The sequence below is a fragment of the Helicobacter pylori Shi112 genome (assembly GCF_000277405.1).
Classification (GTDB): domain Bacteria; phylum Campylobacterota; class Campylobacteria; order Campylobacterales; family Helicobacteraceae; genus Helicobacter; species Helicobacter pylori_C.
This window is the reverse complement of sequence record NC_017741.1, coordinates 1,513,205-1,539,701: the sequence shown is the minus strand read 5'-3', so window position 1 is coordinate 1,539,701 and position 26,497 is coordinate 1,513,205. Positions and strand designations below refer to the sequence as shown.

Below are 26,497 nucleotides of genomic sequence, written 5' to 3'. Positions count from 1 at the left end.
TTAAGCCTTATTGGATTTGAGAGCGTCTTCTAAAAGAGAGCGCAAAAAATTATCGTAAATAAAAGAATCTTCATGCATGTTTTCAATGTAATTTATCGCTAATTCATAATAGCCATGATGGTTCAATTCTTTCAAAAATTCATAAAAATCCTCTTTATTGTCAAAAATCACCCTAGAGCTGAACATCAAATCTTCAAACGCTTCCTTAAAGCCGCGCTCCAAGCTCAAGCGTTTGAAATCCGCATACAAAATGCCATTCAATTCTTCGCTTTTTTGAGAAATTTGCGCATCAATCTTTTCAGCCATTTGGTTTAGCCCCTCATCAAAAGAAGCGATCAAATTGATGATTTGCTCTTCAGCCTGGTTTTTTAAACTTCGTTTTTGCATAGCGATCAGGCTTTGATACAATTCATAAAAGCTATGGGCTTCTTTAGGGAAATCTTTAGCTATATCGCTCAATAACGCCCCTATTTTGGCTTTTTGGTTGTCTTTATCCAAAAACAACACTTCAGAAAAAAGGCGTAACGCTTCAGCGTAATGGGCTTGTTTGAACGCTAAAAATCCCTCTTTAACCAACGCGCGCTTTTTAAATTCATAATCAAACTTCTGCATGCCTATAATCCTTAAAGCTCGTGAAACTCCTTAGCGTTTTCTAAGCACACCACTTCTAAATTGGGGTGAATATCCGTTTTAAGCTGCCTTTCAATGACATTTTTTAAAGTGATTTTACTGCTAGAGCAAGTTTTACACGCTCCCTCTAAAGCCACATAAATTTTCATGCTTTTCACCCCTAACACTTCAATATTACCGCCATCTTTGAGCAAGTAAGGGCGGATTTTTTCTATCACAATACGCACCGGTTTTTGTAAATCTTCATCGCTAAATTCTATCATTTTTTAAAACTCTCTTTTAAAATTTTACTTTAAGATACCATATAATGAGCCATTTTTATCAAACAACGCTTTTTAAGAGTGGCTCAAGGGCTAATTGGATAGAATAAAACCACTATTAGAATAAGGTTTTTATGACGATATGGAAATTAAAAACATCAAGGAGTTTGAAAAAGCTTCTAAAAAACTCCAAAAAGACACTTTAAAGATCGCTCTCGCTCTTTTGTTTCTCATTGGCACTGCTTTGCTCGCTCTTATTTTTGGGCAGGCTAATTCTAAGGGATTGTTGCTCATCTTTGCGGCTGTGATTGGGGGGTATATGGCGATGAATATTGGCGCAAATGATGTGTCCAATAATGTCGGCCCTGCCGTAGGCTCTAAAGCCATTAGCATGGGCGGGGCGATTTTGATTGCCGGGGTTTGTGAAATGCTTGGAGCGATCATTGCTGGGGGGGAAGTGGTTTCTACGATTAAGGGTCGTATCGTTTCGCCTGAATCCATTAATGATGCGCATGTTTTCATCAATGTCATGTTGGCTAGCCTTTTGAGTGGGGCATTGTGGTTGCATGTAGCCACTTTAATTGGCGCTCCCGTTTCCACTTCACACTCTGTGGTGGGGGGGATTATGGGGGCTGGAATGGCAGCAGCTGGAATGTCTGCTGTCAATTGGCATTTTTTATCAGGTATTGTGGCCAGTTGGGTGGTTTCGCCTTTAATGGGGGCTTTGATAGCCATGTTTTTTTTAATGCTCATTAAAAAGACTATCGCTTATAAAGAAGATAAAAAGAGCGCGGCTTTAAAGGTCGTGCCTTACTTGGTAGCGTTGATGAGCTTAACATTTAGCTGGTATTTGATTGTTAAGGTTTTAAAACGCCTCTATGCGCTGAATTTTGAAATCCAACTGGCTTGCGGCTGTATCCTTGCGCTTTTAATCTTTATCCTTTTTAAAAGGTTTGTGTTAAAGAAAGCCCCACAATTAGAAAATAGCCATGAAAGCATTAATGAACTTTTCAATATCCCTTTGATTTTTGCCGCTGCGCTTTTAAGCTTTGCGCATGGGGCTAATGATGTGGCTAACGCTATAGGCCCATTAGCGGCCATCAGTCAAACTTTAGAAGATGCAAATAGCCCTATGGGGAATACTTTAAGCTCTGTGCCGTTGTGGATTATGGTAGTGGGGGCAGCTGGGATTGCTTTAGGCTTGAGTTTGTATGGGCCAAAGCTCATTAAAACGGTGGGGTCTGAAATCACAGAATTAGACAAAATGCAAGCTTTTTGCATCGCGCTTTCTGCGGTTATCACCGTGCTTTTAGCCTCTCAATTAGGCTTGCCCGTGAGCTCTACGCATATTGTGGTGGGCGCGGTGTTTGGGGTGGGCTTTTTAAGGGAGCGCTTAAGAGAGCAATCAAGAAGGCGTTTTGCTAGGATCAGAGACAACATTGTAGCGGCGCACTTTGGGGAAGATTTAGAAGAAATTGAAGGCTTTTTAGAGCGCTTTGATAAAGCCAACTTGAAAGAAAAATCGCTCATGCTAGAGAGCTTGAAAAAAAGCAAGAACACCGCCATCGCTTTGGAATTGAAAAAGAAAGAAAAAAAGTCGCTTAAAAAAGTGTATAAAGAAGAAGTGATCAAACGCTCCATTTTAAAAAAGATTGTTACCGCTTGGCTTGTAACCGTGCCGGTTTCTGCGCTTTTGGGGGCGATTCTTTTTGTGGCTCTTGGTTTTATAGAAAAGTATTTCTAGGGTTTTTAAGGGCTTGATTTTTAAAGTTAGGCTTAATCTTTTATGTTAAAATTCTAGGATTTTATATTTATTTTATATTTAGGTTTAAAGTCATGGGGAGGAATCAAGGAGCTTATTTGGATCCGTCTGAATCAATTCTGATGTTGATGGTTGCTTTTTTATTGGTGCTGTTGAACGCTTTTTTTGTGCTTTCAGAGTTTGCCCTTGTGAAAGTGCGTAAAACCCGCTTAGAAGAGCTGGTTAGAATCGGTAATTCCAACGCTAAACTCGCTTTAAAGATGAGTCAAAGACTAGACACTTATTTGAGCGCAACGCAGTTAGGCATCACCCTTTCTTCATTAGCTTTAGGCTGGGTGGGTGAGCCCGCTATCGCAAAATTGTTAGCCGCGCTGTTTGAGTCTATGGATTTGAGAGAAAATCCTATTTTCATCCATTCAATGAGCGTGGTTATAGCGTTTTTAAGCATCACTTTTTTGCATGTCGTGCTGGGCGAGATTGTGCCTAAATCTTTAGCGATCGCTAAATCTGAAAAAGCCGCTCTTTTTGCCGCGCGCCCCTTGCATGTGTTTTGGGTCGTGTTTTATCCGGTGGTGCGCCTATTTGATGTGATCGCTCATTTCTTTTTAAAAAAAGTGGGCATCAATCCTAAAGAGCATGACGGCACGCATTCTGAAGAAGAGTTAAAGATCATTGTGGGCGAGAGTTTGAGAGAGGGTATTATTGATTCAGTGGAGGGCGAAATCATTAAAAACGCAGTGGATTTTTCTGACACGAGCGCTAAAGAAATCATGACCCCACGAAAAGACATGGTGTGTTTGGACGAAGAAAACAGCTATGAAGAAAATATAGACATTGTTTTAAAAAGCCGCTTCACGCGCTACCCCTATTGTAAGGGTTCTAAGGATAACATTATCGGCATGGTGCATATTAAGGACTTGCTTTCTCGCTCTATTTTTACCCCTAAAATGCATGATTTCAAGCAAATCGTTAGGAAAATGATCATCGTCCCCGAAAGCGCTTCCATTTCTCAAATCCTTATTAAAATGAAAAAAGAGCAGATCCATACCGCTTTGGTGATTGATGAATACGGCGGCACGGCCGGGTTGCTCACTATGGAAGACATTATTGAAGAGATCATGGGTGAGATTAGCGACGAACATGATTTGAAGCAAGAGGGCGTGAACAAGCTTGAAGAGGGTGTGTTTGAATTAGAGGGCATGCTGGATTTAGAGAGCGTAGAAGAAGTGCTTCACATTGAATTTGATAAAGAATGCGAGCAGGTAACGCTTGGGGGCTATGTTTTTAGCTTGTTAGAACGCATGCCTATGGAGGGGGATATAATCATTTCGCATGGGTATGCCTTTGAAGTCTTAAGCGTGGATGGGGCTAGGATAAAACGCTTAAAAGCGAGCAAAAAAGATCAGGGAGAAAATTAAGCATGAAAAAAACAACCCTCTTTGTATTGAGCTTGTTATTCATTAGCTCTTTGAACGCTGTTGATGGAGTTTCTAAAACCGATCTTTCTTCTTTGAGCATGGCTGAAGACAGCGTGCCTTTGAACCATCCTAACGCTCAAAAACTCTCTTTAAAAAACGCATGGACTAGGGTATTGTCTAACCATGAAGGCTTGCATGCACAAGAATACGCCATTAAGCGAGCGAATAAAATGAAATTAGCGGCTAAACTTTCTTTTTTGCCTCAAATTGATTTGAGCGCTTTTTACGTGTATCTCTCTAACCCTATTAAAATGGATTTTGCCAGCCAAAAACAACCGGGCGTGCAAAAAGCCACCAACCAGATCCATCAAGGCTTGCAAAACATTCAGCAAAATATCCCCCCTCAAGTATTAACCCCTCAAATCCAAGCGGGCATGCAAGGGGTGATGCAAGGTTTTGGGGCTTTGAGCAGTACTTTAGAATCCCCCTTATTGTTTTCTAAGCAAAATGTAGTGATTGGGGCTTTGAGCATTATTTATCCCCTTTATATGGGTGGGGCAAGATTCACGATGGTGCGCATTGCGGATCTGATGCAAAAAGACGCTAACGAAGTGTATCGTTTGAAAAAGCTTTCCACTTTTCAAGAGCTTGTGAGCGTGTATTATGGCATGGTGTTAAACGCAGAAGTGGCTGAAACTTTAGAAGAAGTGGAAAAAGGCCATTATAAGCATTTCCAAAACGCTTTAAAAATGCAAAAAGTAGGGCAAATCGCTAGGGTAGAAACCTTAGGCGCTCAAGTGGCTTATGATAAGGCCCATATCGCTAGCGTTAAGGCTAAAGATGTGTTAGAAGTTTCGCAACTCTCGTTCAATTCCATTTTGTCTAGCAAAGACGATCTAGAGCCTTCAAGCAAATTAGAGATCCACACAGAGAAAAATCTGCCCGATTTGAGTTTTTTTGTTGCTTCCACGCTCAATTCTTACCCGGTTTTAAAGACTTTAGAAAATCAGATTCAAATTTCTAAAGAAAACACGAAACTTCAGATCGCTAAATTCTTGCCCCAAGTGCATTTTTTTGGCTCTTACCTCATGAAACAAAACAATTCGGTGTTTGAAGACATGATCCCTAGTTGGTTTGTGGGCGTGGCCGGGCGCATGCCCATACTCTCCCCCACAGGGCGTATCCAAAAATACCAAGCGAGCAAATTAGCGGAGTTGCAAGCTAGTAGCGAGCAAATCCAGGCTAAAAAAAACATGGAATTGTTAGTGGATAAGACTTATAAAGAGACGCTTTCTTATTTGAAAGAATACAAAAGCTTGATTTCTAGCGTGGAATTAGCCAAGGAAAATTTAAAACTCCAAGAGCAAGCCTTTTTACAAGGCTTAAGCACGAACGCTCAAGTCATTGACGCGAGGAACACGCTTTCTTCTATCATTGTGGAGCAAAAAAGCGTGGCTTATAAATACATTGTTTCATTAGCGAATTTAATGGCGTTAAGCGATCATATTGATTTATTTTATGAATTTGTTTATTAAGGAAAAAATCATGTCAAATAGCATGTTGGATAAAAATAAAGCGATTCTTACAGGGAGTGGGGCTTTATTATTAGGGCTAATCGTGCTTTTTTATTTAGCCTACCGCCCTAAGGCTGAAGTGTTACAAGGGTTTTTGGAGGCCAGAGAATACAGCGTGAGCTCCAAAGTCCCTGGCCGCATTGAAAAGGTGTTTGTCAAAAAAGGCGATCACATTAAAAAGGGCGATTTGGTTTTTAGCATTTCTAGCCCTGAATTAGAAGCCAAGCTTGCTCAAGCTGAAGCCGGGCATAAAGCCGCTAAAGCGCTTAGCGATGAAGTCAAAAGAGGCTCAAGAGATGAAACGATCAATTCTGCAAGAGATATTTGGCAAGCGGCAAAATCTCAAGCGACTTTAGCCAAAGAGACTTATAAGCGTGTTCAGGATTTGTATGATAATGGCGTGGCGAGTTTGCAAAAGCGCGATGAAGCCTATGCGGCTTATGAAAGCACTAAATACAACGAGAGCGCGGCTTACCAAAAGTATAAAATGGCTTTAGGGGGGGCGAGCTCTGAAAGCAAGATTGCCGCTAAGGCTAAAGAGAGCGCGGCTTTAGGGCAAGTGAATGAAGTGGAATCCTATTTAAAAGATGTCAAAGCTACAGCCCCAATTGATGGGGAAGTGAGTAATGTGCTTTTAAGCGGTGGCGAGCTTAGCCCGAAAGGCTTTCCTGTGGTTTTAATGATAGATTTAAAGGATAGTTGGTTAAAAATCAGCGTTCCTGAAAAGTATTTGAACGAGTTTAAGGTGGGCAAGGAATTTGAAGGTTATATCCCGGCGTTGAAAAAAAGCGCGAAATTCAGGGTCAAATACTTGAGCGTGATGGGGGATTTTGCGACCTGGAAAGCGACGAATAATTCCAACACTTATGACATGAAAAGTTATGAAGTGGAGGCCATACCCTTAGAAAAGCTGGAAAATTTTAGGGTAGGGATGAGCGTGTTAGTTACCATTAAGCCTTAGAAAGGATTGTTTTGTTCAGATTGATAAGCGCATGGGTTTTACAAGACAAGTTCTTGTTTATCGTGTGTTTTATATTGCCTTTTTGTTTAGGGGTTTTAGGCACGCAAATCTTTAAACAAGAAATCCCAAGACAGCTCCCTATCGTGGTGGTGGATTGGGATAAGACCACTACAAGCCATCAGATAGCGTTTGAATTAGGCGCAACGAGCGCGCTTGAAATCAAATACCAAGTGGCTAGCCTTTTAGAAGCCAAACGCTTTTTAAACTCCGCTGAAGTGTATGGGGCGTTAGTTTTGCCTAAAGATTTAGAGAAAAAAATCAAAATGGGGCGAAAGGTGGATTTGCCCTTTTATTATAACGCGGAATATGTTTTAGTGGGGAAAACGCTCAAAAACGCTTTTTTACAAACCGCTTTGACTTTGGACGCTAAAACCTTAGCCACCAAAGCTTTAGTGCGAGATTCCAATTTGATTTCTGCTAAAGCCCAAGCAATGCCTATTGTTTTGCAATTGCATGCGCTATACAATGAAGAAAACAATTACACGCAATACCTTTTAAGCGTGATGCTGCCTTGCATGTGGCTTATTTTTATTGCGATTGGCATGCTCAATTTCATTCAAAAAACCTCTAACATGCGCGAGCTTTTAATCAGTATTTTAGCGAATGTGTGTGTGTTTAGTTTTTGGGGGATGGGCATGGCGTTTTATTTTAATTGCATTGGCATGGAGGGGCATTATGCGCATTTGTTGTTGGTCTTTTTGGCGGTAGTTTTAATGGCGCTCATTATGAGCGGTTTTGTGGTGTTGGTTTATGGCGTTTCAAAAAGCGTTATTGAAACCGCTGGCGCAATTGGAGTCTATACCGCTCCAAGCTTTGCGTTTGCTGGGGTTACTTACCCGCAAAACAACATGGAAATTTTTGGGAGTTTCTGGAGTCATTGCTTGCCTATTAGCCATTTTATGAAGTTCTTTTTACAAGAGGCCTATTATAAGACGGATTTTACAGAATCTTTAAATTCTCTAATGCCGCTTGCGTTCTTTTTAGTCTTTTTAGTCTTAGGGCTTTTGATTTTTTATTTTTCTTTTAAAAAAGGCAAGGCTAGCGCATGAATTTTTTTAAAATCCTTTTAATGGAGTTAAGGGCTATTGTTTCTCATAAGGGCGTTTTGTTAATCCTTATAGGCGCTCCTTTAATCTATGGCTTATTATACCCTTTGCCTTATTTAAAAGACATCGTAACGCAGCAAAAAATCGCCCTTGTAGATGAAGACAATTCCTTTCTTTCTAGGCAATTAGCCTTCATGGCGCAAAGCTCCAACGAGTTAGAAATCGCTTTTTTTAGCCCCTCTATGCTGGAAGCCAAAAAGCTTTTAAAAGAAGAAAAAGTTTATGGGATCTTGCATATCCCTTCGCATTTTGAAGCCAATATCCATAAGCAAGTGCCTGTAACGATAGATTTTTATGCGAATTCCAATTACTTTTTGATTTATGGCGCCTTAGCGAATGCGGTGGTGGAGAGCATCAACGCTTTAAATGATGAAATAAGGTTCAAACGCAACGCCCAAATAGAAGAAGCCGAATTGGGGACAGATGGGATTAAGATCAGGCCTATCGCTTTGTATAACCCTAGTGAGGGGTATTTGAATTACGCGCTCTCTAGCGTGTTTATTTTCATTTTGCACCAAGTGATGCTCATTGCAAGCAGCATGTTTGTCAGCTCCAGGCGTTTGGAATTAGCCCTTTTAGACAAAAAGCAAATCGCTTTAAGGCAATTTGCAAGGCTTTTGATCTTTATGGGAGCGTTTAGCGTTTTTATTTTATGGTATTTTGGGGCGTTGTTTTCTTTTTATGGGATCGAACGGCATGCGAGCGCTTTAATGGTGTTTTTGAATAGCTCCATCTTCATGCTTGCAACCTTGAGTTTGGGGTCGTTTTTAGGCGCATGGATCAAAAATGAAGCCCACACCACTCAAATCGTTTTAATTTCTTCTTTGCCCTTGATTTTTATGATGGGTTTTGTGTGGCCTTTTGAATCCTTGCCCTCTTATTTACAAGCGTTCGTCCAAATAGTGCCAGCTTATCATGCGATTAGTTTGCTAGGGCGGTTGAATCAAATGCATGCGGAATTTATAGATGTTTCCATCCATTTTTACGCGCTTATTGCGATTTTTATCGCGAGTTTTATAGGGAGTGTGTTCAAACTCAGCTCTTTAAAGAAAGCTTGTGAAAACGCTTAAAAACCTCATCGCTTCCAAGCATCAGACTAAAGCGTCTCGTTTTTTAGGGTATCTTATGCCTTTTGATGATTTTGAAAAAACCCTTTTACAATTGAAAAAAGAGCATTTTAAAGCCGCGCATTTTGTAACGGCGTTTCGCTATTGTTTAGAGGGCAAAATCACGGAGGGTTTTAGCGATGATGGCGAGCCTAAAGGGAGTTCAGGGATGCCTATGCTTAGCGTTTTGAGACGAGAGGATTTGATCAATATAGGATTAGTGAGCGTGCGTTATTTTGGAGGCACGCTTTTAGGGGTGGGGGGCTTGATGAAAGCTTATGCCACCAGCGCGTTATTGTGCGTAGAAAACGCTAAAAGAGAAAACGCTTTTAAGGATTTTGTGGAGTTGGAAACTTTAAGCGCTCATTATTCTTACAAAGAATTAGACGCTCTTCAGCGTGAAATTAAGAAATTTAGCTTACAATTAAGCAAAAAGAATTTTTCAGACCAAAGCGTGGAAGTGGAAATCAGCGGCGCGAGAGAAAATTTGCAAGCGTTTTTGCAACAAAATAAGATGGATTAGGGAGAGTAGTATGGAATTTTTGGGCGGGTATTTTTTATGGGTTAAGGCTTTCCATGTGATAGCGGTCATTTCGTGGATGGCGGCGTTGTTTTATTTGCCGCGCCTTTTTGTCTATCATGCCGAAAACGCGCATAAAAAGGAGTTTGTAGGCGTGGTTCAAATCCAAGAAAAAAAGCTTTATTCCTTTATCGCTTCACCGGCTATGGGTTTTACGCTTATTACAGGGATTTTAATGCTGTTGATTGCCCCTGAAATGTTTAAAAGTGGGGGTTGGTTGCATGCTAAATTGGCTTTAGTGGTTTTGCTTTTAGCCTATCATTTTTATTGCAAAAAATGCATGCGCGAGCTAGAAAAAGACCCTACAAGAAGAAACGCAAGGTTTTATCGTGTGTTTAATGAGATTCCAACGATTTTAATGATTCTCATTGTGATCTTAGTGGTTGTCAAGCCTTTTTAAAGACAAGTCATGAAAAAAGAAAAGTCATGAAGAAAGAAAAGCACCTCAAGCAAGAAAAAATCATCAACATGTTTGATGATATAGCCAGCTCTTACGATCAAGCCAACCGCTTGATGAGTTTTGGCTTAGATGTTAAATGGCGAGAAAGGGCTTGCGAGCATGCGTTTTTGTTTTTGGAAAACAAGAAAGCCTTAAGGCTTGTGGATGTGGCATGCGGGACGGGGGACATGCTTATTGCTTGGCAAAAAAGCGCTCTAAATTGCGCTATAGAATTTAAGGAATGTTTGGGGATTGATCCTTCTAATAACATGCTTGAATTAGCCATTAAAAAATTTGAGAAGCTTGAAAACAAAGTTTCTTTCATCCAGGCTCAAGCCAAAGACTTAAAAGGCGTTGGAAATAACAGCGTGGATATTCTCTCCATTGCGTATGGCTTGCGTAATATCGTGGAAAGACAAGAGGCCTTAAAAGAGTTTTTTAGGGTGTTAAAGCCTAGGGGCGTTTTAGTGATTTTAGAATTTTTAAAAAAGGACAACCCCACATGGCTGGATAAAATTTCAGGGTTTTACACGAATAAGGTTTTGCCTTTAGTGGGAGGGGCTATCAGTAAAAATTATGGTGCTTATTCTTATTTACCGCAATCCATTGAGGGGTTTTTGAGTTTGGAGGGTTTGAAACATGAATTAAAAAACGCAGGGTTTGAGATTTTAAGAACTGAAGATTCTATCGCTCAAATTTCAACGACCATGCTTGTTAGAAAAAGCTAAAGGAATGCCATGCAAGATGAATTATTTGAAACCGAAAAAGCCCCCCAAAAAAACACCAAAAACGCTAAAAACGCCCCTAAAAAAAGCTTTGAAGAGCATGTTCATTCCCTAGAGCAAGCCATAGATCGCTTGAATGATTCGAATTTGTCCTTAAAAGACGGGATGGATTTGTATAAAACGGCCATGCAAGAGTTGTTTTTGGCTCAAAAGCTTTTAGAAAACGCTTATTTAGAGTATGAAAAACTCCAAACGCCCGACAAAAAGGCTTAAAGCATGCGGGTGTTTGCTTTGCAATTAGAGTCTTTTAAAGAAACCCTCATGCAATCCTTATTCAACTCTATACCCAAGCGGAGCGTGATCGTGCTGCCTGAATACGTGATCAACCCCTTTTTCCACCATAACATGGGATTGGATTTGAATGAAATCAGCGCGCAGTCTGCACGAGCGGTTGAATTTTTATCGCAAAAATGCGAAGAACTAGACTTAATCATCTCAGCCCCGGTGCTTTTAGAAGAACATTCTAAAATCTATAAAAAAATCGCCCTCATTTCTAAAGAAAGCGTGAAATATTACACGCAACAACGCTTAATCCCCTATCCTCACTGGGATGAAGAGAGCTTTTTTGACAATGAAAAAAGCGCTTTTAAAGAATTGCTCATCTTTGAAAGAGACGGCTTGAGAATCGCCCCTTTGTTTGGCTTTGAAGCGCATTTTGATGAAATATGGGTTCAGGCTAAAAATCAGGGCGTGGATGTGGTGCTTTTAAGCAGTGTGGCCACCTTTGAATCCCATGAAAGGTGGCGGCTTTTGTGCCAGATGCGCGCTTTTTGCGCTTCTTGCGTGGTGGTTAGGGCCAATAGAATCGGAGCGTATCGCCAAATCATTGTAGAAGAAAATCAAAAAAACGAATTTTTGTGGAAATTTTATGGGGATAGTTTTGTGGCTTTGCCTAATGGCACTATTGAAGATTCTTTAGAGGGTAAAATGGGGGCTTTGAGCGCTCAAATGGATAAAAACGATATAGATGAATGGGCTAAATTGTGGCATTTTAGAACGATTAAAGAGGGTTGAATGATTGATAAAAAACTTTTATTGCAAGATTTTGAGATGGTGGCTCTTTCTTTAAAAAAGCGTAATAATGCGATGGATGATGCATTGGAGCGCTTGCGCGAAGTCATCACGCATTATAAAAAGCAACTCATTGAATTAGAAGGCTTGCAAGCCTTTCAAAACAAGGTTTCTAAAGAATTTGGTATCAAAATGGCTCAAAAAGTGGATACAAGCGATCTCAAAAAAGAGCTAGAAAACAATAAAATCAAACTGAATGAGCTTTCCAAAAGCGTGGGCGAATTGGAACAACAAATAGATTTAAGGCTTTCAATAATCCCTAATCTGGTGGATGAAAAAACCCCTTTAGGCGCAAGCGAAGAAGACAACATAGAAATTAAAAAAATCTTAACCCCTAGAAATTTCACTTTCAAACCCAAAGAGCATTTTGAACTCGCTCAACAAAATGGCTGGATTGATTTTGAAAGCGGCGTGAAACTCGCTAAAAGCCGTTTTTCTGTCATTAGGGGTTTTGGGGCTAAAATTTATCGCGCGCTCATCCATTTAATGTTGGATTTTAATGAAAAAAATGGCTTTGAAATCATCTACACGCCGGCGTTAGTGAATGAAAAAATGCTTTTTGGGACCGGGCAATTGCCCAAATTCAAAGAAGATGTTTTCAAAATAGAAAATGAAAATTTGTACCTGATCCCCACCGCTGAAGTAACGCTCACTAATCTATACAACGACACGATTGTTAGCGTTGAAAAACTCCCTATTAAAATGACCGCGCACACGCCTTGTTTTAGGAGTGAAGCAGGGAGTGCGGGCAAGGACACAAGGGGGATGATAAGACAGCACCAGTTTGATAAAGTGGAGCTAGTGGCTATCACGCACCCTAAAGAAAGCGATGCCATGCAAGAGCATATGCTAGAGAGCGCGAGCGAAATTTTAAAGGCTTTGGAATTACCGCACCGGTTTGTGCAATTGTGCAGCGCGGATTTAGGCTTTAGCGCAAGCAACACGATAGATATTGAAGTGTGGCTGCCCGGGCAAAATTGCTACCGAGAAATCAGCTCGGTGTCTAACACGAGGGATTTTCAAGCCAGGCGCGCGAAAATCCGCTTCAAAGAAAATCAAAAAAACCAGTTAGTGCACACCTTAAACGGCTCTTCTTTAGCGGTAGGCAGGACGATGGTCGCTTTAATGGAAAACCACCAGCAAGCGGATGGGAGCATTCATATTCCTAAGGCGTTAGAAAAATACCTTTAAGGCTAGTTTGTGCTGAATGAAGAGCAAAATTCTAAAGGATTAGAAGAAAAAGGGGGCGAAAACAGAAACGAAAAAGAAGCCCCTTTAAAGGGCATTCATTCTAAAATCCCCTCTTTTAAGCAGGCTTTAGAGCAAACGCTCAATAAAATCAAAAGCTCTAAAGAGTTTTTTAAACAACTCTTACACAATAAAAAAAAGCTTTACATCGCGCTTGGGGCATTGCTTTTACTTATTGCGCTCATTGTGGCTTTGAGTTTGTTGCTAGGGCATAAAAAAGAAAGCCAGCCCGCTTCTTTACAAAGCGCTACCACTAATAGCGAAACGCCTAACGACACCAACAACGCTAACAGCACAGAAGCTGAGGGGCAAATAGAGAATTTAGACTTACCCGATTTAATCGGCAAGGACTCCCTCAAACGAAGCGATGAGAATCAAGTGGATGCGATGATGAAAAAAGCGAGCCTTCTATATGAGCAAGGGCAAAAAGATGAAGCTTTGCATTTGTTTGACAAAGCCGCTTCTTTTTCACAAGGGATTGCGAGCCATAATTTAGGGGTGATTAAGTTTAAGGAAAAGGATTTTAATGGGGCGTTGGATTTGTTTGATTCTAGCATCGCTTCTAAAGAAAATGCGAGCGTGAGCGCGATTGATGCGTTGGTGAGCGCTTATCATTTGCAAGATCCGGATTTGTATTATCATTATCTAAAAATTGCGAGAGACACTTTGTATAAAGACTATAAAAAGTCTTTTTATTCCTACGCTTACGCGCTCAAATCTTATTACGCCGGGGAGTATTTTGAAGCCCTTTCGCCCTTAATGCACCCTAATTCCAACGCCTTTTTAAAACCTAACGCGCGCCTAGCGTCTAAATTGTTTTTGATGTTTAAAGATGAAACGAACGCTTATCAACAATTGCAAAAAAGCGCAAACGCCCAAGATGGGCTTGCTTTAGGGCTTTTACAGGCGCGTTTGGGCCATTACAAGCAGGCTTTGGAGCATTTGCAGCATTATTTGCACAACTACCCTAAAGATTTAAACGCTTTAATGGCTTTGGAATTGGTGAGCTTGAAAAAAGGCGACACCCTTAAAGCGAGCGAAGCCTTAAAACTAGCTAGCCACACAAAAGAAGACACGCTATTAGCCAACTCTTTTTACCCCATCAAGCCCACTATAAACCCTATTTTTTTGGATAAAGAAAGGGTCAAAGAGCGTTTTTGGAACACGCAATATTTTGAAGGCAAGAGGGATTTTATTTACCGCTTGCTCTTTTATTACGCCCCTTTTAAGGTTTTAGACTCTAAAGAAACCTTAGGCGTGATTGAAGAGGGGCTGTTTCTTTTAGACTCTGATGCTAAAAAGGATTTAGAGGGGGCAAGCCTTGCTTTTAAAAGAGGGCGTTTGATGGCGATAGCGGATAAAAACGCGCTTAAAGGGTTGAAAGCGTTGGAAAACAAGCGCTTGAAAAAAGCCCTTTCTTTTTTTGATTTGTCTTTAAAAAACAGCCCCAATAACGCGCTTTTGCATTATAATACGGGCTTGATTTATGCGCAATTAGAAAATTACCACAAAGCCTATTTCCATTTTTTAAGGGCTTTTCATTTGAATTCTGCGGATTATTTGAGTGCGATTTTTGCAATTTTAGCCTCGCATTTCACCCACGAAGACACCACGGAGCTTTTAAGAGAAATCACAGAGAATTTTTATAGTCAGGATTTTTCTAGCCCCACGCAAAAAGCTTTACTATCTTCGCTCATCGCTTATTTGAATTACCGCACCAATTGGGATATGGACTGGCTTAAAAACGCCCCTAAAAAGATCCCTTTTTATTACGCGCTAGAAGCGGTGTTCGCTAAAGAGAGCAAGGATAAAAAATTGATGGTGCAATCTTTTGGTAATTTGAAAAAAATGCTCCCTAAAGATCTCATCTCTAATATCTTTTATGAAATCGTTTCGTATTATGATGCGAGCATCCGGCATACTTTAAGCATTTACACCCTTTTAGATTCGCATAAAATCAGTTGGGATCAAACCATGCAAGGGCCTATTTTGGGGCGTCATTTCTACACTTACATGGGATTTATGGTCAATGATTTAGATCATCAAGAAAAATTATTGGAGCAAAAAATCGCCAGTTTAGAAGAGGGCCAAGCCCCTAACGATTGGTTAGAAAATTTAGCGCTAGTGAGCTTGTTTCAAGGCCAGTATGAAAAAGCGAGCGCGTTGTATCAAAACTTAATTAGCGATCTTAAGGACAATGAGGTGCGCTTAAAAATCCTAGCGGGTTTAACCTATATCGCGCAAAATAATTATAATAACGCCGCTTTATGGCTAGAGCTTGGGAAATTAGACGATCCTAATAATGAAAATATCCGTTACGCTTTAGGGTTGTTGTATCAAAGAAAAGGGGATCTCAAATCAGCGCTAAACCATTTTTTAGCCATTAAAACCTCTGATTTTTCTTCGCCTTATTTTGATTTTGAAATTGACACCAACCTTTTAAAAGAGCGTTTGAACCAAGAAAAAAAGGGCGAGTTTTTAGAATAATGGATTTTGAAAAAAGTATTTTAGACAATTTAAACGAAGCGCAAAAAATCGCCGCAAGCCACATTCAAGGGCCTTTGCTGATTTTAGCGGGAGCTGGGAGCGGTAAGACTAAGACTTTAACGAGCCGTTTAGCGTATTTGATTGGCGCTTGTGGCGTGCCTAGCGAGAACACTTTAACGCTCACTTTCACCAATAAAGCGAGTAAAGAAATGCAAGAAAGGGCTTTGAAATTGTTGGAAAACCAAACCCTTATCCCCCCCTTGCTTTGCACTTTCCATCGTTTTGGTTTGCTGTTTTTAAGGCAACACATGGGCCTTTTAAAAAGAGCGTGCGATTTTTCGGTGTTAGATAGCGATGAAGTAAAAACGCTGTGCAAACAGCTTAAAATTTCAAGCTTTAGAGCCAGTATTTCTCAGATCAAAAACGGCATGATTGATTTAAGCATGCAAGATAGCGAATGTCATAAAGCGTATGAGCTTTACCAAAACGCGCTTAAAAAAGACAATTTAGTGGATTTTGACGACTTGCTTTTTTTAAGCCTTAAGATTTTGCAAGATAATGAAACCATCGCCAAAGAAACTAGCGAGCGCTACCATTACATTATGGTAGATGAGTATCAAGACACGAACGCCTTGCAATTAGAATTTTTAAAAAAATTGAGTTTCACGCACCATAATTTGTGCGTGGTGGGCGATGACGATCAGAGCATTTATGGTTTTAGGGGGGCTGATATTTCTAATATTTTAAATTTTTCCAAGCATTTTAAAGGGGCTAAGGTGGTGAAATTGGAAACCAACTACCGCTCCAGCGCTGAAATTTTAGCGTGCGCTAACTCCCTTATTAGCCATAACCAACACCGCCACAAAAAAACGCTTCAAAGTTTCAAAGGATCGCATAAAAGCGTGGTTTGTAAGGAATATTTGACGCAAAAAGAAGAGAGCTTAGATGTGGCTTATCAAATCAAAGCCCTTTTAAAGAAGGGTGAAAATTTAGAAAATATCGCTATACTGTATCGCTTAAACGGGCTTAGCCGCAGCATTGAAGAGAGCTTGAACGCTTTGAATATCCCCTATAGGCTTATTGGAGCGGTAAGTTTCTATGAAAGAGCAGAGGTTAAAGACGCTTTGGCGTTCATGCATTTAGTGGCTAAAAAAGACGATCGCTTTTTTATCAGGCGCGTTTTAAACAAGCCCTCAAGAGGCCTTGGCAAGATCACCCAAGAATGGATTTTTTCTCTTTTAGATGATGAGGGTTTGAATTTAGAAGAAGCGCTAAAACTTGGGGTGTTTAAAGGCAAATTAAACCCTAAAAACGAACACGCTTTGAATAAATTTATCGCTATGATAGGGCGTTTGAGGGAGGCTTTTGAAATTTCAGTAGAGGAGTTTTGCGCTCGGTTTTTAGAAGAAACCAACCTTTTAAAAAGCTATGAAAAAGAAGACAATTACGAAGAAAGAGAGGGCTTTGTTAAAGAGCTTTTAGCCTTAGTGAAAGAGCATTTTAAAACTAACCCCACGCATTCTTTATTGGATTTTTTGAATGAAAGCGTTCTAGATACCCATAATACAGAAAACGCGCAAAAAGTGAGTTGCATGAGCGTGCATATGAGTAAGGGGTTAGAGTTTAAGCATGTGTTTGTGATCGGGTTAGAAGAAGGGTTTTTCCCGCATAGGGGGTTCAATCAAGAAAGCGATTTAGAAGAAGAAAGGCGCTTGGCTTACGTAGCGATCACTAGGGCTAAAGAAGGATTGCAGCTCTCTTATGTTCAAGAGCGTTCGTATTTTGGGAGGAAAATTTCTTGTTCGCCCTCTGTGTTTTTAGAAGAAGCCAAGTTGCTCAAGCAAGACAACCCCCCTAAACAGGATCACAAAAAAGACGCGCCCATTAAAGTGGGGGATTTGATCAGGCATAAGATTTTTGGCACCGGTAGGGTTTTAGGCGTAGAAAAAGGCTTGAGCGGTTTGTGCTTGAAAATCAATTGCGGAGGGAATGTCTATGATAAAATCTCAGTAAAATTTGTAGAAAAAGTGGATAACGGGTTTTGAAAATTTTAATCTTTTTTTTTATTTGTTTAAACGCGCTATTCGCCCTAGATTCAAACGCGCTTAAAACAGAGATTAAAAAAGCTTACCTTAAAGAATACAAAGACTTAAAATTAGAAATTGAAACCATTAACTTAGAAATCCCAGAGCGCTTTTCTAACGCTTCAATTTTAAGCTATGAATTAAACGCTTCTAACAAGCTTAAAAAAGATGGGGTCGTGTTTTTAAGGTTAGAAAATGAGCCTAATTTACGCCTACCGGTGCGTTATAGCGTGATAGGCAGCATGCAGGCTTTTAAAAGCGTAGGAGCGATTAAAAAAGATGAAAACATCACCGCTAACAACACCCAAAAAGAGCGCGTTTTGTTTGGCGCGCTTTCTAACCCCTTATTAGAGGGCGCGATTAATAAAGTGAGCGCGAAAAATTTTATCCCCCCTAACACGCTTTTAAGCGCGGATAAAACCCAAGCCTTAATCATCGTGCGTAAAAACGACATTATCACTGGGGTGTATGAAGAAGGGCAAATCAGCATAGAAATAAGCCTAAAAGCCCTAGAAAATGGCGCGCTCAATCAAATCATTCAAGCGAAAAATTTAGAAAGCAATAAAATACTGAAAGCAAAAGTGTTGAGCAGCTCTAAAGCGCAAATCTTATAAAGGACATTCATGAAATTAGTTTTAGGTATCAGTGGGGCGAGCGGGATACCCCTAGCCTTGCGGTTTTTAGAAAAATTACCCAAAGAAATTGAAGTTTTTGTCGTGGCGTCTAAAAACGCGCATGTCGTGGCGTTAGAAGAGTCTAACATTAACCTTAAAAACGCCATGAAAGATTTACGGCCTAGCGCTACTTTTTTTAACGAGCAAGACATCCATGCGAGCATCGCCTCAGGGAGTTATGGTATCCATAAAATGGCGATCATTCCAGCGAGCATGGACATGGTGGCTAAAATCGCGCATGGCTTTGGGGGGGATTTGATCTCTAGGAGCGCGTCTGTGATGCTTAAAGAAAAGCGCCCCTTACTCATTGCCCCTAGAGAAATGCCCCTAAGCGCTATCATGCTGGAAAATTTGCTCAAACTCGCCCGCTCTAATGCAATCATTGCACCGCCGATGATGACTTATTACACCCAGAGCAAGACTTTAGAAGCGATGCAAGATTTTTTAGTGGGGAAGTGGTTTGACAGCTTAGGGATAGAAAATGACTTATACCCACGATGGGGAATGAACTGATGCAAAAAATTGGCATTTACCCGGGCACTTTTGATCCGGTCACTAACGGGCATATAGACATTATCCATCGATCCAGCGAATTGTTTGAAAAGCTCATTGTCGCTGTGGCGTATTCTTGCGCTAAAAACCCCATGTTTAGTTTGAAAGAGCGCTTAGAAATGATGCAACTGGCCACTAAAGGTTTTAAAAATGTAGAATGCGTGGCGTTTGAAGGGCTATTAGCCAATCTGGCTAAAGAGTATCATTGCAAGGTGCTAGTTAGGGGTTTAAGGGTGGTGAGCGATTTTGAATACGAATTGCAAATGGGCTATGCGAACAAATCCTTAAACCACGAATTAGAAACCTTGTATTTCATGCCCACTTTACAAAACGCTTTCATAAGCTCTTCTATCGTGCGATCCATTATCGCGCATAAGGGCGATGCGAGCCATTTAGTGCCTAAAGAAATCCACCCTTTTATTTCAAAGGTTTAAAATGTATGTGGTGTTAGAAGGCGTTGATGGCGTGGGCAAAAGCACTCAAGTAGGATTATTAAAAGACAGGTTTAAAAACGCCCTTGTTACCAAAGAGCCAGGGGGGACGAGAATGGGCGAACATTTAAGGCATATCGCTTTAAATGAAAGCATCAGCGAATTGGCTAGAGCGTTTTTATTCTTAAGCGATAGGGCTGAGCATATAGAAAGCGTGATAAAACCGGCACTGAAAGAAAAAAAGCTCATCATTAGCGATAGGAGTTTGATTTCTGGCATGGCTTATAGCCAATTTTCAAGCCTAGAATTAAACCTGCTTGCCACTCAAAGCGTCTTGCCTGAAAAAATCATTCTGTTACTCATAGACAAAGAGGGCTTAAAACAGCGCTTAAGCCTTAAAAGTTTAGACAAAATAGAAAACCAAGGCACAGAAAAATTACTCACAATCCAGCAAAAGCTCAAAACTCACGCTCATGCGTTAAAAGAAAAATTCGGGTGCGAAGTTTTGGAATTAGACGCTCAAAAAAGCGTTTGGGATCTGCACCGCCAGATCGTAGCCTTTATTGAATGCGTTGTTTAACTTGTTTGAAGCTTTCTTTTAAGCCCCTTTGCCCAAATTGCTTGAACGATTTGCCCTTAAGCTTAAAGGTAAGGGTTTTAGAGGGCGTGAGCGTGTATAGTTTTTACGCTTATAGCGAAATAGAAGAGCTCATTAAAAGCAAATACGCGCTGATTGGCTCTCGCATTTTGCCCTTGCTTTCTCTAAAAGCCGGCGCGGAATTTGTGAAAATCCTGCAAGAAAAAGGCTTGACTACCCCCCTTTATGGCATCGCCATTGATGATAAAATCAAATCCTTTTACTCGCATTCAGCCGCGCTTTTAAAAGGCTTTTGTCAAGGCAATTTAAAAGCCACTTACGGGCGTTTAAGGGCTATTAATGCTGTTTCGTATGCTGGGAAAAGCTTAGAATTTCGCGCCAATAACCCACGGAATTTCACCTTCAAAGGCGATAAAAATTTAGATTATTTTTTATTAGATGATATTATCACCACCGGCACCACCCTAAAAGAAGCCCTAAAATACCTTAAAACCCTAAACATCAAAGCGCACTTTGCGATCGCGCTTTGCAGCGCGGATGAATGAGTTATAATTTTAATTTTTAAAAGGATAAAACCATGCAAGCTTTTCAGTTAGAAGATGATGTTGATGATTATGTTAAAAAAGAATTGGCAAAATTAGGGCTTATGAAAAATAAGGATTTTAATGTTAAAAGCCAAATGAGTTCTAGCCTTAAAAGCGCCCTTTTGAATGCGAGTAAAACTAAAGACAAAACTTCTTATGGCGAGCCAGATTTTAGTTTAGAAAAATACACGCACCCTAAAAATAAAGAGAGCGTTATCCCTATAATCATAGAAAACAAACTCTACGCTAAAAATTTAAAAAAGCTCAAAAACTCCACGCTGCAAAACGATGACCATTCCATTTCAAAATACGCCGTGAATGGGGCTTTACACTACGCTCAAAATATCCTAAAAAACAAAGAAAAATATAAAGAATGTATCGCCATAGGCATAGCCGGCGATGATGAAGAGAACCTTTTTATAGAAGTGTATTATGTTTTTGCAAGCGGGATCAATTCGCACAAACTCACTAACGCTAAAAACCTGCATTTTTTAGAAAATCAAGAATCGTTTAACGCTTTTTATGAAGAATGCACGCTCACTGAAGCAGAAAAGCATTCTATCTTAATCAAAACCAAAGCCGATCTAAACGAAACCGCTAAAAAACTCAACCGCCTTATGCATAACCACAACATCACAGCGCCTCAGCGCGCGCTATATGTGAGCGGCATGCTTTTATCCATGCAAGAAATTAAAGGCAAAAAAGAGGGCTTAAAACCAAGCGATTTGAAAGGCGAATTGACCGATACTAGCCGTGATGGTGTTTTAGTGTTTAACCAAATTAGCGAATTTTTGAAAACCAAAAACTTGAGCGAAGAAAAACGAGATCTAATGCTCGCCAGTTTTAAAGAAATCAGTAAAGACCCGCAGCGCGATAAAGAAACGAGCCTTGATAAAGCCATAAGCATGCTTTTAGAAAAAGATTCAAGTATCACTAAGCAAATTTTTACCTTTCTTTATGAATTTGTCCATAAGCCCATTAATGAAAGCGACAATACCGGTCATTTAGACATCATGGGCGAACTTTATAGCGAATTTTTAAAATACGCTTTAGGGGATGGTAAGGAATTAGGCATTGTTTTAACCCCACCTTATGTAACTAAAATGATGAGCGAACTTTTAGGGGTTAATGCGAAGTCTTTTGTGATGGATTTAGCCACAGGGAGCGCGGGCTTTTTAATTTCTTCTATGGTGTTAATGATTGAAGACATTGAAAAAACCTATGGTAAAAACACCACTAAAGCTAACGAAAAAATAAAAAACGCAAAAACCACGCAACTTTTAGGCGTGGAGCTTAACGCTGAAATGTTTTCGCTAGCCACCACTAACATGATTTTAAGAGGCGATGGATCAAGTTTGATCATCAAAGGCAACACTTTTGAAACCAATAAAAAGATTTATGAAGATTTTAAACCCAATATCCTTTTATTAAACCCTCCTTTTAGCTACGAAGAAAACGGCATGCCTTTTATCAAGTTTGGATTAGAATATATGCAAAAAGGCGCTTTAGGAGCGATCATTATCCAAGATAGCGCAGGGAGTGGGCAAGCTTTAAAATCCAATGTTGAAATTTTAAAAAAACATTCGCTTTTAGCGAGCGTTAAAATGCCCACCGATTTATTCATGCCGCAAGCCGGGGTGCAAACAAGCGTTTATATTTTTAAAGCTCATGAGCCACACGATTATGAAAAGCCCGTTAAATTCATAGACTTTAGAAACGACGGCTTCAAGCGCACCAAAAGAGGCTTAAATGAAACCTCTAACCCCACCAAACGCTACGAAGAAATCATTAAAATTTACAAAGCCGGCTTAAACGCTAAAGTTTCTAAAGAGCTGTGGGGCGATTTAAAAACCATCTATATTGAAGATTTTATCGCTAAGCCGCATGAAAGTAAGCATGCTAAAGACTTTAATTTTGAAGCCCATCAAAAGAATGAGACTAAACCCGAATTAGAGGATTTTAAAAGAACGATAGCCGATTACCTTTCTTATGAAGTGGGCTTGATTTTAAAAAGCCAAACGCCCCCAAAGTGATTGGCCCCTTAGTAGCCAACTCAACGCTATTAAGTGGGGCGAGTTCAAATTGGGGGATTTGTTTGAAGCGAGTAACGGCGATTTTGACATTCAAAAACGCCACATCAATCATAAGGGCGAATTTGTCATCACCGCAGGGCTTAGCAATAATGGCGTTTTAGGGCAAAGCGATATAAAAGCAAAAGTTTTTGAAAGCCATAGCATTACTATTGACATGTTTGGTTGCGCGTTTTATCGCAGTTTTCCTTATAAAATGGTAACACACGCTAGGGTATTTTCTCTCAAACCTAAATTTGAAATCAACCATAAAATCGGCTTGTTTTTATCCACGCTATTTTTTGATTACCCTAAAAAATTCGGCTATGAAAACATGTGTTCATGGGCAAAAATTAAAAACGATAAAGTCATTCTACCCCTAAAACCCAGCGCTAACACTCAAACCCTTGATGGTATTGATTTTCATTTCATGGAAAAATTCATAGCCGAACTTGAGCAGTGTCGGCTCGCCGAACTTGAGGCTTATTTAAAAGCTACAGGGCTATCAAACACCACCCTTTCTAACGATGAAGAAAACGCCCTTAACCTTTTCAATGGCAAAAATTCTGGGGGGGGTAATACCCCATGCGGCTTAACATGGCAAAGCTTCAAATTAGGGGATTTGTTTGAAGTGTTGTCAAGTAAGAAAATTTATCATGCCAACACGATAAAAATCCATGACACGCAAATAGAAAACAGCTACCCTTATGTCGTGCGCGCTGCAACCAACAATGGTATAAAAGGCTTTATTATAGATGACTCTACATTTGCTAATGAAAAAAATACCCTTTCGTTCGCGCAAGACACTTTCACCGTGTTCTATCAAAAACAACCTTATTTTACAGGCAATAGGGTTAAAATTTTAAAACCAAAATTTGCTTTCAAGAGTCCTAAAATTTTATATTTTATAAGCGCGATTTTACAATTTATTTTAAAACCCTTAACTTGGGGGCTAGGCTCTACAACAGAAAGCATTGCGGAATTTAAATTTTCTCTACCCCTAAAACCCACCGCTAACACTCAAACCCTTAAGGATATTGATTTTCATTTCATGCGCACCTTTATCAACGCCCTAATGAAACAAACCATTCAAGGCGTGGTTCAATACAGCAGCGCTAAAATACAGGCCACAAAAGAAGCCATCAGCCAAGAAACGCCAACCCAAAAAGACTCGTTGTTTTGAAACAGATGAGGTCAAGCTTGTGTTACAATAAACTTAAAATTTGCTTGATTGAAGAGGGTTGATGCATGGAAGAGCCAGTCATTAAAGAGGGGACTTTAGCGTTAATTGATACTTTTGCGTATTTGTTTAGAAGCTATTACATGAGCGCTAAAAACAAGCCTTTAACCAATGATAAGGGCTTTCCTACGGGGCTTTTAACGGGGCTTGTGGGCATGGTTAAAAAATTTTATAAAGATAAAAAAAACATGCCTTTTATCGTGTTCGCTCTAGAAAGCCAGACTAAAACTAAAAGGGCTGAAAGATTAGGCGAATACAAACAAAATCGTAAAGACGCCCCTAAAGAGATGCTTTTACAAATCCCTATTGCATTAGAATGGTTGCAAAAAATGGGTTTTACTTGCGTGGAGGTGAGCGGGTTTGAAGCTGATGATGTCATCGCAAGCCTGGCCACGCTAAGCCCTTATAAAACCCGCATTTATTCTAAAGATAAGGATTTTAACCAGCTTTTGAGCGATAAAATCGCGCTTTTTGATGGCAAAACGGAATTTTTGGCGAAAGATTGCGTGGAAAAATACGGGATTTTGCCGAGTCAATTCACGGATTATCAGGGCATTGTGGGGGATAGCAGCGATAATTACAAGGGGGTTAAAGGCATTGGGAGCAAGAACGCTAAGGAATTGTTACAGCGCTTAGGGAGTTTGGAAAAAATCTATGAAAATTTAGACTTGGCGAAAAATTTACTCAGCCCTAAAATGTATCAAGCCCTTATACAAGACAAAGAGAGCGCGTTTTTAAGCAAAGAATTAGCCACTTTACAAAGAGGATGCATTAAAGAATTTGATTTTTTAAGTTGCGCTTTTCCTAGCGAAAACCCTTTATTGAAAATCAAAGATGAATTGAAAGAATATGGTTTTATTTCTACTTTAAGGGATTTAGAAAATTCCCCTACGCCTTTAATTTTAGACAACACGCCTCTATTAGAAAACACGCCCGCATCAGACAACGCCCCTAAAAAATCACGCTTGATCGTTTTAGAAAACACCGAGCCTTTGAGCGCGTTTTTAGAAAAATTAAAAAATTCTAACGCAAGGATTTTTGTGCGTTTGGTGTTAGATAAAGAAAAAAAAGTTCTGGCCCTAGCGTTTTTATATGAAGATCAAGGCTATTTTTTACCTTTAGAAGAGGCGTTATTTTCGCCCTTTTCTTTAGAGTTTTTGCAAAACGCTTTTTTTAAAATGTTACAGCATGTGCAAATCATTGGGCATGATTTAAAACCCTTATTAAGCTTTTTAAAAGCCAAATACCAGGTTTCTTTAGAAAACATTCGCATCCAAGACACTCAAATTTTAGCGTTTTTAAAAAATCCGGAAAAAGTGGGGTTTGATGAAGTTTTAAAGGAATATTTAAAAGAAGAATTGATCCCGCATGAAACAATCAAAGATTTTAAGACAAAAAGTAAGGTGGAAAAATTAGAGCAATTGGATATGGAATTAAACGCTTTAAAGCGTTTGTGCGAGTATTTTGAAAAAGGGGGGCTAGAAGAGGGTTTGCTTGCTTTGGCTAGAGGAGTTGAAACGCCGTTAATGAAAGTTTTAATGGGCATGGAATTTCAAGGCTTTAAGATTGATGCACCTTATTTCAAGCGCTTAGAGCAGGAGTTTAAGAATGAATTGCATGTTTTAGAGCGCCAAATTTTGGATCTAATCGGCGTGGATTTTAACCTCAACTCCCCCAAACAACTCAGCGAGATTTTGTATGAAAAATTAGAGCTTCCTCAAAATAAAAGCCGTTCTACTGATGAAAAAAGCTTGTTAAAAATCCTAGACAAGCACCCAAGCATCGCTTTGATTTTAGAATACAGAGAATTGAATAAGCTTTTTAACACTTATACCACCCCCTTATTGCGCTTAAAAGACAAAGACGATAAAATCCATACCACTTTCATCCAAACCGGCACAGCTACCGGGCGTTTAAGCTCGCATTCGCCTAATTTGCAAAATATCCCGGTGCGATCGCCTAAAGGCTTACTCATTCGTAAAGGTTTTATCGCCAGCTCTAAAGAATATTGCTTGCTAGGGGTGGATTATTCGCAGATTGAATTGCGCTTGTTAGCCCATTTTAGTCAGGATAAGGATTTAATGGATGCGTTTTTAAAGGGGCGAGACATCCATTTAGAAACTTCTAAGGCGTTGTTTGGAGAAGATTTGGCCAAAGAAAAACGATCCATCGCTAAAAGCATTAATTTTGGGCTGGTGTATGGCATGGGGAGTAAGAAATTGAGCGAAACTTTAAACATCCCTTTAAATGAGGCTAAAAGCTACATAGAAGCGTATTTCAAACGATTCCCTAGCATCAAAGATTACTTAAACCGCATGAAAGAAGAGATTTTAAAAACTTCTAAGGCCTTTACTTTGCTTGGGCGTTATCGGGTGTTTGATTTTACCGGTGCAAATGATCACATCAAGGGCAATTATTTGCGAGAGGGCGTGAATGCGATTTTCCAAGGGAGCGCGAGCGATTTGTTGAAATTGGGCATGCTTAAAGTGAGCGAGCGTTTCAAAAATAACCCTTCGGTGAGGCTGCTTTTGCAAGTGCATGACGAATTGATTTTTGAGATTGAAGAAAAAAACGCCCTAAAGTTGCAGCAAGAAATCCAACGCATCCTCAATGATGAAGTTTATCCTTTGAGGGTGCCGCTAGAAACGAGCGCGTTTGTGGCTAAGCGTTGGAATGAATTAAAAGGGTAGTTTTTTAATTGAGTTTAAGAAAAAATATATTATTATTTCTTTATAAGTAATACTTAGCCATTTTAAGCTAATTATTATATAAAGTGAT

At 39.8% G+C, this 26,497-nt stretch carries 24 protein-coding genes; 22 read left to right on the top strand and 2 right to left on the bottom strand.

From position 1 onward, the window contains the following. Window positions 1–612, bottom strand: coding sequence for a hypothetical protein (locus HPSH112_RS07455; RefSeq protein WP_001168642.1), 612 nt, complete (start codon window positions 610–612; stop codon window positions 1–3). 11 nt (window positions 613–623) lie between these two features. After that, entirely contained in the window at window positions 624–893 is a 270-nt protein-coding gene (locus tag HPSH112_RS07450; RefSeq protein ID WP_000569301.1) for a NifU family protein, read from the bottom strand. 139 nt (window positions 894–1,032) lie between these two features. On the opposite strand from HPSH112_RS07450, the gene HPSH112_RS07445 reads away from it, so the two are divergent. The 22 genes from HPSH112_RS07445 to polA all read left to right on the top strand — a co-directional run bounded on the left by HPSH112_RS07445 (window position 1,033) and on the right by polA (window position 26,409). Continuing rightward, entirely contained in the window at window positions 1,033–2,634 is a 1,602-nt protein-coding gene (locus tag HPSH112_RS07445; RefSeq protein ID WP_000403723.1) for an inorganic phosphate transporter, read from the top strand. 92 nt (window positions 2,635–2,726) lie between these two features. After that, complete coding sequence (locus HPSH112_RS07440) at window positions 2,727–4,070, top strand: hemolysin family protein (protein WP_000533368.1); 1,344 nt, start codon at window positions 2,727–2,729, stop codon at window positions 4,068–4,070. 2 nt (window positions 4,071–4,072) lie between these two features. Further along, a complete protein-coding gene (locus tag HPSH112_RS07435) occupies window positions 4,073–5,605 on the top strand; it encodes a TolC family protein (RefSeq protein ID WP_000754055.1) in 1,533 nt (510 codons plus the stop codon). Between the two features lie 10 nt (window positions 5,606–5,615). After that, window positions 5,616–6,605, top strand: coding sequence for an HlyD family secretion protein (locus HPSH112_RS07430; protein ID WP_014662294.1), 990 nt, complete (start codon window positions 5,616–5,618; stop codon window positions 6,603–6,605). Between the two features lie 11 nt (window positions 6,606–6,616). Next, a complete protein-coding gene (locus HPSH112_RS07425) occupies window positions 6,617–7,714 on the top strand; it encodes an ABC transporter permease (protein WP_000489074.1) in 1,098 nt (365 codons plus the stop codon). Next, on the top strand, window positions 7,711–8,841 hold the full coding sequence (locus tag HPSH112_RS07420) for an ABC transporter permease (protein WP_001008895.1): 1,131 nt from the start codon (window positions 7,711–7,713) through the stop codon (window positions 8,839–8,841). The genes HPSH112_RS07425 and HPSH112_RS07420 overlap by 4 nt, the downstream gene beginning before the upstream one ends. After that, a complete protein-coding gene (locus HPSH112_RS07415) occupies window positions 8,828–9,400 on the top strand; it encodes a YigZ family protein (RefSeq protein WP_000854155.1) in 573 nt (190 codons plus the stop codon). The genes HPSH112_RS07420 and HPSH112_RS07415 overlap by 14 nt, the downstream gene beginning before the upstream one ends. Window positions 9,401–9,410: 10 nt before the next feature. Beyond that, window positions 9,411–9,857, top strand: coding sequence for a protoporphyrinogen oxidase HemJ (hemJ, locus tag HPSH112_RS07410; RefSeq protein ID WP_000394795.1), 447 nt, complete (start codon window positions 9,411–9,413; stop codon window positions 9,855–9,857). 26 nt (window positions 9,858–9,883) lie between these two features. Beyond that, the gene (gene ubiE / locus HPSH112_RS07405; protein ID WP_000711670.1) at window positions 9,884–10,624 is read left to right on the top strand and encodes a bifunctional demethylmenaquinone methyltransferase/2-methoxy-6-polyprenyl-1,4-benzoquinol methylase UbiE; all 741 of its coding nucleotides are present in this window, start codon (window positions 9,884–9,886) and stop codon (window positions 10,622–10,624) included. 9 nt (window positions 10,625–10,633) lie between these two features. Further along, window positions 10,634–10,894: an exodeoxyribonuclease VII small subunit gene (locus HPSH112_RS07400; protein WP_001150297.1), complete on the top strand. Its 261-nt coding sequence runs from the start codon at window positions 10,634–10,636 to the stop codon at window positions 10,892–10,894. A gap of 3 nt (window positions 10,895–10,897) precedes the next feature. After that, window positions 10,898–11,695 carry a carbon-nitrogen hydrolase family protein gene (locus HPSH112_RS07395; RefSeq protein ID WP_001263165.1) on the top strand — a complete coding sequence of 266 codons (798 nt, stop codon included), beginning with the start codon at window positions 10,898–10,900 and terminating at the stop codon, window positions 11,693–11,695. Further along, window positions 11,696–12,943 (top strand): serine--tRNA ligase, encoded by a 1,248-nt coding sequence (gene serS, locus HPSH112_RS07390; RefSeq protein ID WP_000565792.1) that lies wholly within the window; start codon window positions 11,696–11,698, stop codon window positions 12,941–12,943. Between the two features lie 9 nt (window positions 12,944–12,952). Further along, window positions 12,953–15,487 (top strand): tetratricopeptide repeat protein, encoded by a 2,535-nt coding sequence (locus tag HPSH112_RS07385; protein ID WP_000931008.1) that lies wholly within the window; start codon window positions 12,953–12,955, stop codon window positions 15,485–15,487. After that, window positions 15,487–17,532 carry a DNA helicase UvrD gene (gene uvrD / locus HPSH112_RS07380; protein ID WP_000345161.1) on the top strand — a complete coding sequence of 682 codons (2,046 nt, stop codon included), beginning with the start codon at window positions 15,487–15,489 and terminating at the stop codon, window positions 17,530–17,532. Before HPSH112_RS07385 ends, uvrD begins: the two co-directional genes overlap by 1 nt. Continuing rightward, on the top strand, window positions 17,529–18,185 hold the full coding sequence (flgA, locus tag HPSH112_RS07375; RefSeq protein WP_000697511.1) for a flagellar basal body P-ring formation chaperone FlgA: 657 nt from the start codon (window positions 17,529–17,531) through the stop codon (window positions 18,183–18,185). The genes uvrD and flgA overlap by 4 nt, the downstream gene beginning before the upstream one ends. A gap of 9 nt (window positions 18,186–18,194) precedes the next feature. Further along, a complete protein-coding gene (locus HPSH112_RS07370; RefSeq protein WP_000780116.1) occupies window positions 18,195–18,758 on the top strand; it encodes a UbiX family flavin prenyltransferase in 564 nt (187 codons plus the stop codon). Further along, a complete protein-coding gene (coaD, locus tag HPSH112_RS07365) occupies window positions 18,758–19,231 on the top strand; it encodes a pantetheine-phosphate adenylyltransferase (RefSeq protein WP_014662293.1) in 474 nt (157 codons plus the stop codon). Before HPSH112_RS07370 ends, coaD begins: the two co-directional genes overlap by 1 nt. 1 nt (window position 19,232) lies before the next feature. Next, complete coding sequence (gene tmk, locus HPSH112_RS07360; RefSeq protein ID WP_000289772.1) at window positions 19,233–19,808, top strand: dTMP kinase; 576 nt, start codon at window positions 19,233–19,235, stop codon at window positions 19,806–19,808. After that, a complete protein-coding gene (locus HPSH112_RS07355; RefSeq protein ID WP_001203560.1) occupies window positions 19,796–20,371 on the top strand; it encodes a ComF family protein in 576 nt (191 codons plus the stop codon). The genes tmk and HPSH112_RS07355 overlap by 13 nt, the downstream gene beginning before the upstream one ends. Before the next feature lie 32 nt (window positions 20,372–20,403). Beyond that, the gene (locus HPSH112_RS07350; RefSeq protein WP_001147671.1) at window positions 20,404–22,443 is read left to right on the top strand and encodes an HsdM family class I SAM-dependent methyltransferase; all 2,040 of its coding nucleotides are present in this window, start codon (window positions 20,404–20,406) and stop codon (window positions 22,441–22,443) included. Window positions 22,444–22,492: 49 nt separating this feature from the next. Further along, window positions 22,493–23,662 (top strand): restriction endonuclease subunit S, encoded by a 1,170-nt coding sequence (locus tag HPSH112_RS07345; protein ID WP_000502608.1) that lies wholly within the window; start codon window positions 22,493–22,495, stop codon window positions 23,660–23,662. A 65-nt stretch (window positions 23,663–23,727) separates the two neighbouring features. Further along, window positions 23,728–26,409 (top strand): DNA polymerase I, encoded by a 2,682-nt coding sequence (gene polA / locus HPSH112_RS07340; protein ID WP_000392400.1) that lies wholly within the window; start codon window positions 23,728–23,730, stop codon window positions 26,407–26,409. Window positions 26,410–26,497: the final 88 nt, after the last annotated feature.